This is a genomic window from Streptomyces sp. NBC_00234 (genome assembly GCF_036195325.1).
Classification (GTDB): domain Bacteria; phylum Actinomycetota; class Actinomycetes; order Streptomycetales; family Streptomycetaceae; genus Streptomyces.
Map to the genome: position 1 here is coordinate 5,571,094 of NZ_CP108101.1, position 12,591 is coordinate 5,583,684.

A 12,591-nucleotide genomic window follows, 5' to 3' on the forward strand; every position below is an offset into this window, starting at 1 on the left:
ACCGTTCACGAGACCCGGTGATAGAGCCGAAGGACCTTGGTAAGAGGGTCCTTTGGCCGAGCTTCGACTCAACCGGGCCTACGCTCGTCCATGACGACACCATTGCCCATCCCCCTGCAAAGCGGAGTTGCCGCCATGCCGTCCAACGACGTCCGGACTCTCCTCCAGGCCGCCGTGCCCACCGCTGCCGCCGGCGCTCTCGCCGCTGCGATCAGCGGTGCGGTCGCCGGTGGCAAGGGAGCCCTGGGAGCGGTCGTTGCGACGCTGGTGGTGATCCTCTTCATGGGGATCGGGCTGGTCGTTCTGCAGCGGACCGCCAGGTCCCTTCCGCACCTGTTCCAGGCCATGGGGCTGATGCTGTATACGGCACAGCTCCTGCTGCTGTTCATCTTCGTCGCCGCTTTCAAGGACACCGAGGTGTTCAACCCGAAGGCGTTCGCGATCACGCTGGTCGCGACGACTCTCGTGTGGATCGGCGCACAGGCGCGTGCGCACATGAAGGCCAAGATCCTTTACGTCGAACCCGACTCCGACAAGGGTGACAAGCCCAAGAACACGGGGTCGTCGACGTGAAGGGTAGGGGCGGAATAAGTACAGGTTCGGGACCCTGCTATCGTCCGGTTCCAACTGCGGCACTGCGGGCGCGGGCATGTGAGCTGACGCCTGCTCGATCGCGAGGCTCAATGCCTGACTGCCGCTCACACATCCGTAACACCAGTCCAGTGCCGAACCGCGGCTGCGCGCCGCGCCGACACAACGAGGTTGCCGTACCTATGCGCCACGCTGAAGGAGCCCGCGGTGAGTGCTGACCCGACACAGGTGCTCGCCTTCGAGACCGATTGCCACATCTTCGACGGTTGTGGTTTCCCGGCACCCGGCCTGCACTCGTTCCTGTTCGAGCCCATTTGGGGTGACCCGGACAGCAACCTGTACTTCAACAAGCCGATGCTGCTGGCCCTGCTCGGCTCGATCATCGTCGTCGGTTTCTTCTGGGCTGCTTTCCGTAAGCCCAAGATGGTCCCCGGCAAGCTGCAGTCGATCGCGGAGATGGGTTACGACTTCATCCGCCGCGGCATCGTCTACGAGACGATCGGCAAGCGCGAGGGCGAGAAGTACGTCCCCCTCGTCGTCTCGCTGTTCTTCTTCGTCTGGATGATGAACCTCTGGTCGATCATTCCGGTCGCCCAGTTCCCGGTGACGTCGATCATCGCGTACCCGATCGTGCTTGCCGTGATCGTCTACGTGCTGTGGGTCAGCCTGACCTTCAAGCGGCACGGATTCATCGGTGGGTTCAAGAACATCACCGGCTACGACAAGTCGCTCGGTCCGGTGCTCCCGCTGGCCATGCTGATCGAGTTCTTCTCGAACCTCTTCGTCCGGCCGTTCACGCACGCGGTCCGACTCTTCGCGAACATGTTCGCCGGGCACACCCTGCTGCTGCTGTTCACGATCGCCAGCTGGTACCTGCTCAACGGCATCGGCATCGCGTACGCAGGCGTCTCGTTCGTCATGGTCATCGTCATGACCGCGTTCGAGCTCTTCGTCCAGGCGCTGCAGGCGTACGTCTTCGTACTCCTGACCTGCACCTTCATCCAGGGCGCACTCGCCAAGCACCACTGAGTACCGCGCACCGACCCTTATTCGTCCGGTGGCCAACCCCCATCGGTCCTTGAAAGAGAAGGAAGACTGGCATGTCCCAGACCCTCGCCGCTGTCACTGGCGACCTGAAGGCTCTCGGCTCCATCGGTTACGGCCTCGCCGCCATCGGTCCCGGCGTCGGCGTCGGCATCATCTTCGGTAACGGCACCCAGGCCCTCGCCCGCCAGCCCGAGGCCGCCGGCCTCATCCGCGCCAACCAGATCCTCGGCTTCGCCTTCTGTGAGGCGCTCGCCCTCATCGGTCTGGTTATGCCGTTCGTCTACGGTTCCTGATCTTCAGGTCCGACGAACAGCATCCGAGACGAAAGGCACTGATGTGAGCCAGCTGCTTACGGTCGCGGCTGAGGAGATGGAAAATCCCCTCATCCCGCCGATTCCAGAGCTCGTCATCGGCCTCATCGCCTTCGTCATCGTCTTCGGTTTCCTCGCCTGGAAGCTCCTCCCGAACATCAACAAGGTTCTGGACGAGCGTCGCGAGGCCATCGAAGGCGGTATCGAAAAGGCCGATGCGGCCCAGACCGAGGCCCAGAGCGTTCTTGAGCAGTACAAGGCTCAGCTCGCCGAGGCCCGCCACGAAGCCGCTCGCATGCGCCAGGAGGCGCAGGAGCAGGGTGTCGTCATCATCCAGGAGATGAGGGCGGAAGGTCAGCGGCAGCGCGAAGAGATCATCGCTGCCGGCCACGCCCAGATCGAGGCCGACCGCAAGGCTGCGGCGTCCGCGCTGCGTCAGGACGTGGGCACCCTCGCCACCGCCCTGGCCGGCAAGCTCGTCGGCGAGTCCCTCGAGGACCACGCCCGGCAGAGCGGCACCGTCGACCGTTTCCTCGATGAACTCGAGGCGAAGGCCGAGGCCGTCCGATGAACGGAGCGAGCCGCGAGGCACTGGCTGCCGCACGTGAGCGTCTCGACGCGCTGACCGACAACACGTCGGTCGACGCGGCGAAGCTCGCCGAGGAGCTGGCAGCCGTCACCGCGCTGCTCCACCGCGAGGTATCGCTGCGCCGGGTCCTCACCGACCCGTCGCAGGGTGGCGAGGCCAAGGCCGAGCTGGCCGGACGGCTGCTGAGCGGTCAGGTGGGCGGCGAAGCCGTGGACCTGGTCTCCGGCATGGTCCGCTCCCGCTGGTCGCAGTCGCGTGACCTCGTGGACTCGGTCGAGGAGCTGGCGAACACCGCAGACCTCACCGCGGCCCAGCGCGCGGGTGTGCTCGACGACGTCGAGGACGAGCTGTTCCGCTTCGGCCGGATCGTCGGTTCCGACAAGGGACTGCGTTCCGCACTGACCAGCCGGACCGCGTCCACCGCCGCCAAGGGCGAGCTGCTCCGCAGCCTGCTCGGCGGCAAGGCGCAGCCCGTCACCGAGCGAATCGTCACGCGCCTCGTGACCCAGCCCCGTGGACGTAGCCTGGAGGCGGGACTCGATTCCCTGTCCAAGCTCGCCGCGGAGCGCCGGGACCGCATGGTCGCTGTCGTCACCTCGGCGGTACCGCTGTCCGATCGGCAGAAGCAGCGCCTCGGCGCCGCCCTGGCGAAGATCTACGGCCGGCAGATGCACCTGAACCTGGACGTGGACCCCACGGTCCTCGGCGGGATCTCGGTGCGCGTCGGTGACGAGGTCATCAACGGCACGATCGCGGAGCGCCTCGAAGAGGCCACCCGCCGGATGGCCGGCTGACAGCGCGCAGCGCACACGCACCAACTGAACGAGCAAGAACAGCGGCCCGGTTGGGCCGTGCAGAAATTGCAGAAGATTCCTGGGGGTCGCCCCCAGACCCCCTTAAGAAACTTCGGGCCCAACAAGGAGAGCAGGGAACCCAGATGGCGGAGCTCACGATCCGGCCGGAGGAGATCCGGGACGCGCTGGAGAACTTTGTCCAGTCGTACAAGCCGGACGCGGCCTCGCGCGAGGAGGTCGGTACGGTCAGCGTTGCCGGCGACGGCATCGCGAAGGTGGAGGGCCTGCCCTCCGCCATGGCGAACGAGCTGCTGAAGTTCGAGGACGGAACCCTCGGTCTCGCCCTCAACCTCGAGGAGCGCGAGATCGGTGCGATCGTCCTCGGCGAGTTCAGCGGTATCGAGGAGGGCCAGCCGGTGCAGCGCACCGGTGAGGTGCTCTCCGTCGGCGTCGGCGAGGGTTACCTCGGCCGCGTTGTCGACCCGCTCGGCAACCCGATCGACGGTCTCGGCGAGATCGCGACCGAAAGCCGTCGCGCCCTCGAGCTGCAGGCCCCTGGCGTCATGGTCCGCAAGTCGGTGCACGAGCCGATGCAGACCGGCTACAAGGCCGTCGACGCCATGGTGCCGATCGGCCGTGGCCAGCGTCAGCTGATCATTGGTGACCGTCAGACGGGTAAGACCGCTCTGGCCGTCGACACGATCATCAACCAGCGCGACAACTGGCGCTCGGGCGACGTGAACAAGCAGGTGCGCTGCATCTACGTCGCCATCGGTCAGAAGGGATCCACCATCGCCTCCGTGCGTGGTGCCCTGGAAGAGGCCGGCGCGCTCGAGTACACGACCATCGTCGCCGCCCCGGCGTCCGACCCGGCCGGCTTCAAGTACCTGGCGCCGTACACCGGTTCGGCCATCGGCCAGCACTGGATGTACGCCGGCAAGCACGTCCTGATCATCTTCGACGACCTGTCGAAGCAGGCCGACGCCTACCGCGCCGTCTCGCTGCTGCTGCGCCGTCCGCCGGGCCGTGAGGCGTACCCCGGTGACGTCTTCTACCTCCACTCTCGTCTGCTTGAGCGTTGCGCCAAGCTCTCCGACGAGATGGGCAAGGGCTCGATGACGGGTCTCCCGATCGTCGAGACCAAGGCGAACGACGTGTCGGCGTTCATCCCGACCAACGTCATCTCCATCACCGACGGCCAGTGCTTCCTGGAGTCCGACCTGTTCAACGCAGGTCAGCGTCCGGCGCTCAACGTCGGTATCTCGGTCTCCCGAGTCGGTGGCTCCGCCCAGCACAAGGCCATGAAGCAGGTCTCCGGCCGGCTTCGCGTGGACCTCGCCCAGTACCGCGAGCTGGAGGCGTTCGCCGCCTTCGGTTCCGACCTGGACGCGGCCTCCAAGGCTTCGCTGGAGCGCGGTAAGCGCATGGTCGAGCTGCTGAAGCAGCCGCAGTACGCACCCTTCCCCGTCGAGGAGCAGGTCGTCTCCGTCTGGGCCGGCACCACCGGCAAGATGGACGACGTCCCGGTCGAGGACATCCGTCGCTTCGAGAGCGAGCTGCTGGAGTACCTGCGCCGCGAGCGCAAGGACCTCCTGACCAGCATCGCCGAGGGCGGCAAGATGTCCGACGACACGCTGCAGTCGATCGCCGACGCGATCGCCGCCTTCAAGCAGCAGTTCGAGACCTCGGACGGCAAGCTTCTGGGCGAGGGCTGATCGATGGGCGCTCAGCTTCGCGTTTACAAGCGCCGCATCCAAGCCGTCACCGCGACCAAGAAGATCACCAAGGCGATGGAAATGATCGCCGCCTCGCGCATCGTCAAGGCGCAGCGCAAGGTGCAGGCTTCGATGCCGTACGCGACCGAGCTGAACCGTGCGGTGACCGCGGTGGCGACCGGCTCCACCACCAAGCATCCGCTCACCACCGAGGCCGAGTCCCCGGTCCGCGCCGCGGTTCTGCTCATCACGAGCGACCGCGGTCTGGCCGGCGGCTACTCCTCCAACGCCATCAAGGCGGCGGAGCGGCTCCGGGAGCGGCTCGCGGGTGAGGGCAAGGAGGTCGACACGTACATCGTCGGCCGCAAGGGTGTCGCCTACTACGGCTTCCGCGAGCGCAAGGTCGCGGAGTCCTGGACCGGCTTCACCGACAGCCCGGCGTACGGGGATGCAAAGAACGTCGCCGCGCCCCTGATCGAGGCCATCCAGAAGGACTCGGCCGAGGGCGGCGTCGACGAACTGCACATCGTCTTCACCGAGTTCGTGTCGATGATGACGCAGAACGCGGTGGACAACCGCATGCTGCCGCTGTCGCTCGACAAGGTTGCGGAGGAGAGCGGTACGAAGGGCGAGATCCTTCCGCTGTTCGACTTCGAGCCGTCGGCGGAGGACGTCCTCGACGCCCTCCTGCCGCGCTACGTCGAGAGCCGTATCTACAACGCACTGCTGCAGGCAGCCGCTTCCGAGCACGCCGCCCGCCGCCGCGCGATGAAGTCGGCGACCGACAACGCCGGGGATCTCATCAAGAGCCTCTCCCGGCTTGCCAACGCGGCCCGCCAGGCCGAAATCACCCAGGAAATCAGCGAGATCGTCGGCGGTGCCAGTGCTCTGGCCGACGCGACCGCGGGGAGTGACAAGTAATGACGACCACTGTTGAGACGGCCGCTGCCACGGGCCGCGTCGCCCGGGTCATCGGCCCGGTCGTCGACGTGGAGTTCCCCGTCGACGCGATGCCGGAGATCTACAACGCACTGCACGTCGAGGTCGACGACCCGGCCGAGGACGGCGCTCGCAAGACGCTGACCCTCGAAGTCGCCCAGCACCTGGGTGACGGCGTCGTCCGTGCGATCTCGATGCAGCCCACCGACGGTCTGGTCCGCCAGGCCCCGGTGACCGACACGGGTGCGGGCATCATGGTCCCCGTCGGTGACATCACCAAGGGCAAGGTGTTCAACACCCTCGGTCAGATCCTGAACGAGCCGGAAGCCGAAGCTCAGATCACCGAGCGCTGGCCGATCCACCGCAAGGCCCCGGCCTTCGACCAGCTCGAGTCCAAGACCGAGATGTTCGAGACCGGCCTGAAGGTCGTCGACCTGCTGACCCCGTACGTCAAGGGCGGCAAGATCGGTCTGTTCGGTGGTGCGGGCGTCGGCAAGACGGTCCTCATCCAGGAAATGATCATGCGTGTGGCGAAGCTGCACGACGGTGTGTCGGTGTTCGCCGGCGTCGGTGAGCGCACCCGTGAGGGCAACGACCTCATCGACGAGATGACGGACTCCGGTGTTCTGGACAAGACCGCGCTGGTCTTCGGCCAGATGGACGAGCCGCCGGGCACGCGTCTTCGCGTGGCCCTGTCCGCCCTGACCATGGCGGAGTACTTCCGCGATGTGCAGAAGCAGGACGTGCTGCTCTTCATCGACAACATCTTCCGCTTCACGCAGGCCGGTTCCGAGGTCTCCACGCTGCTCGGCCGTATGCCGTCCGCAGTGGGTTACCAGCCGACCCTGGCCGACGAGATGGGTGTGCTCCAGGAGCGCATCACCTCGACGCGTGGTCACTCGATCACCTCGATGCAGGCGATCTACGTCCCCGCGGACGACCTGACCGACCCGGCCCCGGCCACCACGTTCGCCCACCTCGACGCGACGACGGTTCTTTCCCGTCCGATCTCCGAGAAGGGCATCTACCCGGCCGTGGACCCGCTGGACTCCACGTCCCGCATCCTGGACCCGCGTTACATCACGCAGGACCACTACGACACGGCTACCCGTGTCAAGGGAATCCTGCAGAAGTACAAGGACCTCCAGGACATCATCGCGATCCTCGGTATCGACGAGCTGGGCGAGGAGGACAAGCTCGTTGTCCACCGTGCCCGTCGCGTCGAGCGCTTCCTGTCGCAGAACACCCACGCCGCCAAGCAGTTCACCGGCCTGGACGGTTCGGACGTGCCGCTCGACGAGTCGATCGCCGCGTTCAACTCGATCTGCGACGGTGAGTACGACCACTTCCCGGAGCAGGCGTTCTTCATGTGCGGTGGCATTGAGGACCTCAAGGCCAACGCCAAGGAGCTCGGCGTCTCCTGAGCCTTCGGCTCACCGAGGGGGGTGGGCGTGTCCCGCCCCCCTCACCACGCCCCGTAGAATTGACCCAACACCCGGCTCGACCGCCGGGTGGTGACCCGAGGAGCCACCCTTGGCTGCTGAGCTGCATGTCGAGCTGGTCGCCGCGGACCGCAGTGTCTGGTCCGGCGAGGCCACCCTGGTCGTCGCGCGTACCACGTCCGGCGACATCGGCGTCATGCCCGGTCACCAGCCGCTTCTCGGTGTGCTGGAATCGGGCCCGGTGACGATCCGTACCAGTGAGGGCGGCACCGTCGTCGCCGCTGTGCACGGTGGATTCATCTCGTTCGCGGACGACAAGCTGTCGCTGCTGGCGGAGATCGCCGAGCTGGCGGACGAGATCGATGTCCAGCGCGCCGAGCGTGCGCTGGAGCGCGCGAAGTCGGACACGGACGCCGCTGCCGAGCGGCGCGCCGATGTACGACTGCGCGCGGTGGCGGTGCACTAGCACCCCCGCCGACAGATGTTTTTACTCAGCCGCGGCCCGAGCTGGAATTCTCCAGACCGTGCCGCGGCTGAGGCAATGCAGATGCAGTTCGGTCCGGTATCCGTAATCGACGTTGCGAGGAGGTCGGTGGAGATGGTCCTCGCTCTGTGGGTTGGCGGTCTGGTCGTCGTACTGGTCGTGGTGGGTCTGTTCGTGTTCGGCCTGCGCCGGCGGCTGATCCAGCGCTCGGGCGGCACGTTCGACTGCAGTCTCCGCTGGGACATCTCCAAGGAACCGGACCCCACCGGCAAGGGCTGGGTGTACGGCGTCGCGCGCTACAGCGGCGACCGGGTCGACTGGTTCCGGGTCTTCTCCTACGATCCCCGTCCCCGCCGCGCCCTGGAGCGTGCCTCGATCGAGGTGATCGCCCGCCGGCTTCCCGAGGGCGAGGAGGAGCTCGCGCTCCTGTCCGACTCCGTCGTGCTCGGCTGTCTCCACCGGGGGACCCGCCTGGAGCTGGCGATGAGCGAGGACGCTCTCACCGGCTTTCTCGCCTGGCTGGAGGCGGCGCCGCCCGGCCAGCGCGTCAACGTGGCCTGAGGGCCGCACACGTACGGTGCGTCACCCAGGCCGCAGGGCCGTGTAGCAGGACAGCGAAAAACCGGGGAGACAGGGGGCGGACCTGTCTCCCCGGCTGCTTTTCCGGGCTGTGCGGGTCGTGCGGTGGCGCTACGGCGTGGGGATTACTTGAGGCCGCTGTTGATCGCGCTCACCAGTTCGCCGTTGGCGGTGTCACCGCTGAACTCCCAGAAGAAGGCGCCTCCCAGGCCCTGGTTCTTCGCCCAGGTCATCTTCGAGGTGACGGTGGCCGGGGTGTCGTAGCTCCACCAGTTGGTGCCGCAGTGGGCGTAGGCGGTGCCGGCGATGGTGCCGGTGGCGGGGCAGCTGCTCTTGAGGACCTTGTAGTCCTCGATGCCCGCTTCGTACGTTCCCTGGGCCGCGCCGGTCGCCGTGCCGCCCGGGGCGGACTGGGTGACGCCGGTCCAGCCGCGGCCGTAGAAGCCGATGCCGAGCAGCAGCTTCTTGGCCGGGACGCCCTTGGCCTTCAGCTTGGCGATGGCGTCGGAGGCGTTGAAGCCGGCCTGGGGGATGCCGGTGTACGAGGTGAGCGGGGAGTGCGGGGCCGTCGGGCCCTTGTCCGCCCACGCGCCGAAGAAGTCGTACGTCATGACGTTGTACCAGTCCATGGACTGCGCGGCGCCCGCGTAGTCCGCGGCGTCGATCTTGCCGCCGTCGGAGCCGTCCGCGGTGATGGCGGCCGTGACGAGGTTGCTCGCGCCGAACTTGGTGCGCAGCGCGGAGGCGAGGTTCTTCAGTGCGGCCGGGCCGCTGGTGTCACAGGTGAGACCGCAGGCGTTGGGGTACTCCCAGTCGATGTCGATGCCGTCGAAGACATCGGCCCAGCGGGGGTCCTCGACCAGGTCGTAGCAGGACTGGGCGAACGCGGCCGGGTTCTGGGCCGCGGCACCGAAGCCGCCGGACCAGGTCCAGCCGCCGAAGGACCAGAGGACCTTGATGTTCGGGTACTTCGCCTTGAGCTTGCGGAGCTGGTTGAAGTTGCCGCGCAGCGGCTGGTCCCAGGTGTCCGCGACGCCGTCGACCGACTGGTCGGCGGTGTACGCCTTGTCGTAGTCGGCGTAGGCGTCACCGATGGTGCACTTGCCGCCCTGGACGTTGCCGAAGGCGTAGTTGATGTGCGTGATCTTCGAGGCGGAGCCCGAGGTCACCAGGTTCTTCACGTGGTAGTTGCGCCCGTAGACGCCCCAGTTGGTGAAGTAGCCGAGGTTGATCTTGTCACCGGGCGGGGGAGTGGTGCCGCCGCCGGTGGTGCGGACGGCGACCGAGCCACTGACCGGTCCGGTCTGGTCCGCGGTGTCGCGGGCCTGCACGGTGTACGAGTAGTCGGTACCCGCGGAGAGGGCGGTGTCCGTGTACGTCGTACCGGTGACCGTGGCGACCTTGGCGCCGCCGCGCAGGACGTCGTAGTTCTTGATGCCCTTGTCGTCGGTCGCCGCGGTCCAGGTGAGCTTCGCCGACGTGTCGGTGATGGCGCTCGCGGTGGGGGTGCCCGGCGCCGAGGGGGCGTTGTCGCCGGGGACGCTGCCGCCGTCGCAGGAGGCGCCGTTCAGCTTGCAGCCGCTGGGGGAGCCGGATCCGGTCCCGTTGAAGCCGAAGCTGATGCTGGCGCCGGGGGCGACGGTGCCGTTCCAGCTGAGGTTCTTGGCGGTCCAGTGGGTGCCGGAACCGGTGACGGTGGCGTCCCAGGCGGAGCCGACCGCGGTGCCGGTGGGGAAGTCCCACTCGATCGTCCAGGAGGACAGCGAGGTGGTTCCGGTGTTCTTCACCGTCCACTGGCCTTCGAAGCCGGTGCCCCAGTCGGACTTCTTGAGGTAGGTGGCGGTCGCCGACGTGGCGGCCTCGGCGGGGCTGGCCAGGCCGACCATCGCCGCGAGCGGCAGAAGCAGTGCGGTGACGCCCGCTACGGCCTTGGAACGGATGGTGGTGCCGGTACTGAGTCTCTGTCTGAATCCGGCCCGGCGTGGGGGGGTCTCAGTGCTCAACGGTGCTCCTCGGGTGAGGTCCGACAAACGGGGGGTGGTCCGTGGACTGCAAACCCTGCGCCGCCCTGAGCGCGCCTTGTCATGGCGTACTCACCGCAGTGTGCTCGGTGAGATTAGGAAGGTCTGGACCAATCGTCAAGAGGTCCAGACCAAAGATCAGAGCTAAACCTCAGATGCCCAACTCCTGCGCGATCACCGCTGCTTGGGCCCGGCTCCGCAGCTCCAGCTTCCCCAACAGCCTGCTGACGTGCGTCTTCACCGTTGCTTCCGCCATCGAGAGCCGCACCGCGATCTCCGCGTTCGACAGCCCTTCGCCCAGACATCCCAGAACCTCGCGCTCCCGCCGCGTGAGCGATTCCAGCCCCGCCGGAGGAGGTGTGTCCGGCCGGCGTGCGGGGGTGGCTCCGGCGAACTCCGCGATCAGCCGACGCGTCACCGCCGGGGCGATCAGTCCCTCGCCGCGCGCCACGGTCCGTACCGCTTGGAGCAGATCGTGCGCATCGGTGTTCTTCAGCAGAAAGCCCGCAGCCCCGGCCCGCAGCGCCCCGAAGACGTACTCGTCCAGATCGAACGTCGTCAGCACCAGCACGTCCGCGAGCTGCTCCGCCACCACCTCGCGGGTCGCCGACACCCCGTCGAGCCGAGGCATCTGCACATCCATCAGCACGACGTCCGGGCGCAGTTCGCGTGCCAGTCGCACCGCGGCCTCGCCGTCGCCCGCTTCCCCGACGACCTCGATGTCCGGTGCGCTGCCGAGAATCAGCACCAGTCCCGCGCGTACCGCCGACTGGTCCTCGGCGACCAGTACCCGGATCGTCATTGCCTCACTGTCCTTTCCTCGACGGGCAGTTCGGCCCGTACCCGCCAGACCGTCCGGCCGTCCTCCGCGGTCCCGGGACCCGCCGCGATCGTGCCGCCGAGCAGCGCCACCCGCTCGCGCATGCCCACGAGACCCGCCCCCGAACCGGGCGCACGCGGTCCCGGCCGGCTCCCCAGCTCGCTGGTGATCTCCACCGAGAGCATGTCCCCCTCGTGAGCGAGCCGCACCGCGACCTGTCCGGGCGCCGCGTGCTTCAGCGCGTTCGTCAGGGACTCCTGGACGATGCGGTACGCCGCCAGCTCGACCGGCGCCGGCAGTCGCTCCGCGTCCCGGCGCGCGTCCTCCAGCGTGCAGGTGAGCCCGCTCGACGCCCCGTTCGTCCGCGCCTGCTCGATCAGGACGTCCACCGAGGCGAGGGTCGGCGCCGCGCTCGGTCCGTTCCCGGTCCCGCTGTGCCGGAGCAGTCCGATGAGCCGCCGCATCTCGGCCAGTCCCTCGACGCTGTTCTCGCGGATCACCCCGAGCGCCTCGCGGGAGGTGCCCGGGTCGTCGATGGAGAGCGCCGCCGTGGAATGGATGGCGATCGCGGAGAGATGGTTGGCCACCATGTCGTGCAGCTCGCGCGCCATCCGCGCCCGCTCGGCGGTCACCGCCTGGACGCGGTCCATCTCGGCGAGCAGCGCGGTCTGGTCGGCCCGCAGCCGGGCGGTCTCGGCCGCGTCGCGATGGTTGCGCACGCTGACGGCCGTGATGGCGGGCGCGAACGACACCAGACCGGTCAGGACACCGAACAGCAGCGCCTCGGCCGTACGGAACCAGGTCAGGCAGCCGATCGTCACGCCGGCCGTGACCAGGAGCGAGCCCACCGGGATCCGGCGGGCGGCGGCCGGGGGTCCGTACACCACGGCCGCGTACACGACGTCGGTGAACATCATGACCGTGGCCAGGTTCCCGACCGTGAGCAGGTCGGCGACCAGGGTGGGGACGGCGAGCAGCAGAGCCGTCAGCGGGGCGCTTCTGCGCAGCAGTTCGACACCGGCCATCACGGCGAGGGGCACCAGCGCCGCCCAGGGGGCGCCGATCAGCCGCACCCCCTGCATGTGCAGACCGATCGTCCACAGGAGCAGGCCGCCGGACAGCCCGACGGCCGCGATCAGTACGTCGTGGCGATGGGGGCGGGAGACGGGGAGCACCCTCCCATCCAACACGGCCGTCCCCGGCCGGACCTCCGTACGACGGGTGAGGCGGGGCTACATCGAAGGATGCAGTCGGGCTTC

At 67.8% G+C, this 12,591-nt stretch carries 13 protein-coding genes; 10 read left to right on the forward strand and 3 right to left on the reverse strand.

The window, feature by feature from the left end; genetic code table 11:
- Positions 1-135: 135 nt before the first annotated feature.
- From OG230_RS24665 to OG230_RS24710, 10 genes are all read left to right on the forward strand, one after another.
- Positions 136-573, forward strand: a complete 438-nt coding sequence (locus tag OG230_RS24665; RefSeq protein ID WP_328905906.1) for a hypothetical protein — start codon at positions 136-138, stop codon at positions 571-573.
- A gap of 225 nt (positions 574-798) precedes the next feature.
- Positions 799-1,620: a F0F1 ATP synthase subunit A gene (gene atpB, locus OG230_RS24670; RefSeq protein ID WP_328905907.1), complete on the forward strand. Its 822-nt coding sequence runs from the start codon at positions 799-801 to the stop codon at positions 1,618-1,620.
- 71 nt (positions 1,621-1,691) lie between these two features.
- Complete coding sequence (locus tag OG230_RS24675; protein ID WP_005311859.1) at positions 1,692-1,931, forward strand: ATP synthase subunit C; 240 nt, start codon at positions 1,692-1,694, stop codon at positions 1,929-1,931.
- A 43-nt stretch (positions 1,932-1,974) separates the two neighbouring features.
- A complete protein-coding gene (locus tag OG230_RS24680; protein WP_328905908.1) occupies positions 1,975-2,520 on the forward strand; it encodes a F0F1 ATP synthase subunit B in 546 nt (181 codons plus the stop codon).
- Positions 2,517-3,332, forward strand: coding sequence for a F0F1 ATP synthase subunit delta (locus tag OG230_RS24685; RefSeq protein WP_328905909.1), 816 nt, complete (start codon positions 2,517-2,519; stop codon positions 3,330-3,332). Before OG230_RS24680 ends, OG230_RS24685 begins: the two co-directional genes overlap by 4 nt.
- A 143-nt stretch (positions 3,333-3,475) precedes the next feature.
- A complete protein-coding gene (gene atpA / locus OG230_RS24690; RefSeq protein WP_328905910.1) occupies positions 3,476-5,047 on the forward strand; it encodes a F0F1 ATP synthase subunit alpha in 1,572 nt (523 codons plus the stop codon).
- A 3-nt stretch (positions 5,048-5,050) separates the two neighbouring features.
- Positions 5,051-5,968 carry a F0F1 ATP synthase subunit gamma gene (locus tag OG230_RS24695; protein ID WP_328905911.1) on the forward strand — a complete coding sequence of 306 codons (918 nt, stop codon included), beginning with the start codon at positions 5,051-5,053 and terminating at the stop codon, positions 5,966-5,968.
- A complete protein-coding gene (atpD, locus tag OG230_RS24700; RefSeq protein ID WP_328905912.1) occupies positions 5,968-7,410 on the forward strand; it encodes a F0F1 ATP synthase subunit beta in 1,443 nt (480 codons plus the stop codon). The genes OG230_RS24695 and atpD overlap by 1 nt, the downstream gene beginning before the upstream one ends.
- Before the next feature lie 109 nt (positions 7,411-7,519).
- On the forward strand, positions 7,520-7,894 hold the full coding sequence (locus tag OG230_RS24705; protein ID WP_328905913.1) for a F0F1 ATP synthase subunit epsilon: 375 nt from the start codon (positions 7,520-7,522) through the stop codon (positions 7,892-7,894).
- 132 nt (positions 7,895-8,026) lie between these two features.
- Positions 8,027-8,473 carry a DUF2550 domain-containing protein gene (locus OG230_RS24710; protein WP_328905914.1) on the forward strand — a complete coding sequence of 149 codons (447 nt, stop codon included), beginning with the start codon at positions 8,027-8,029 and terminating at the stop codon, positions 8,471-8,473.
- Between the two features lie 143 nt (positions 8,474-8,616).
- On the opposite strand, the gene OG230_RS24715 is transcribed toward OG230_RS24710, so the two are convergent.
- The 3 genes from OG230_RS24715 to OG230_RS24725 all read right to left on the reverse strand — a co-directional run bounded on the left by OG230_RS24715 (position 8,617) and on the right by OG230_RS24725 (position 12,507).
- Positions 8,617-10,494: a glycoside hydrolase family 18 chitinase gene (locus OG230_RS24715; RefSeq protein WP_328905915.1), complete on the reverse strand. Its 1,878-nt coding sequence runs from the start codon at positions 10,492-10,494 to the stop codon at positions 8,617-8,619.
- 169 nt (positions 10,495-10,663) lie between these two features.
- Complete coding sequence (locus OG230_RS24720; RefSeq protein ID WP_328905916.1) at positions 10,664-11,314, reverse strand: response regulator transcription factor; 651 nt, start codon at positions 11,312-11,314, stop codon at positions 10,664-10,666.
- Entirely contained in the window at positions 11,311-12,507 is a 1,197-nt protein-coding gene (locus tag OG230_RS24725) for a sensor histidine kinase (RefSeq protein ID WP_328905917.1), read from the reverse strand. Before OG230_RS24725 ends, OG230_RS24720 begins: the two co-directional genes overlap by 4 nt.
- Positions 12,508-12,591 lie beyond the last annotated feature (84 nt).

What these genes read in the sequence shown, in the direction of transcription:
- OG230_RS24720 (WP_328905916.1), bottom strand. Translation starts at nt 11,314, where the DNA reads ATGACGATCCGGGTACTGGTCGCCGAGGACCAGTCGGCGGTACGCGCG.
- OG230_RS24675 (WP_005311859.1), top strand. Translation starts at nt 1,692, where the DNA reads ATGTCCCAGACCCTCGCCGCTGTCACTGGCGACCTGAAGGCTCTCGGC.
- OG230_RS24665 (WP_328905906.1), top strand. Translation starts at nt 136, where the DNA reads ATGCCGTCCAACGACGTCCGGACTCTCCTCCAGGCCGCCGTGCCCACC.
- OG230_RS24710 (WP_328905914.1), top strand. Translation starts at nt 8,027, where the DNA reads ATGGTCCTCGCTCTGTGGGTTGGCGGTCTGGTCGTCGTACTGGTCGTG.
- OG230_RS24695 (WP_328905911.1), top strand. Translation starts at nt 5,051, where the DNA reads ATGGGCGCTCAGCTTCGCGTTTACAAGCGCCGCATCCAAGCCGTCACC.
- atpA (WP_328905910.1), top strand. Translation starts at nt 3,476, where the DNA reads ATGGCGGAGCTCACGATCCGGCCGGAGGAGATCCGGGACGCGCTGGAG.
- atpD (WP_328905912.1), top strand. Translation starts at nt 5,968, where the DNA reads ATGACGACCACTGTTGAGACGGCCGCTGCCACGGGCCGCGTCGCCCGG.
- OG230_RS24685 (WP_328905909.1), top strand. Translation starts at nt 2,517, where the DNA reads ATGAACGGAGCGAGCCGCGAGGCACTGGCTGCCGCACGTGAGCGTCTC.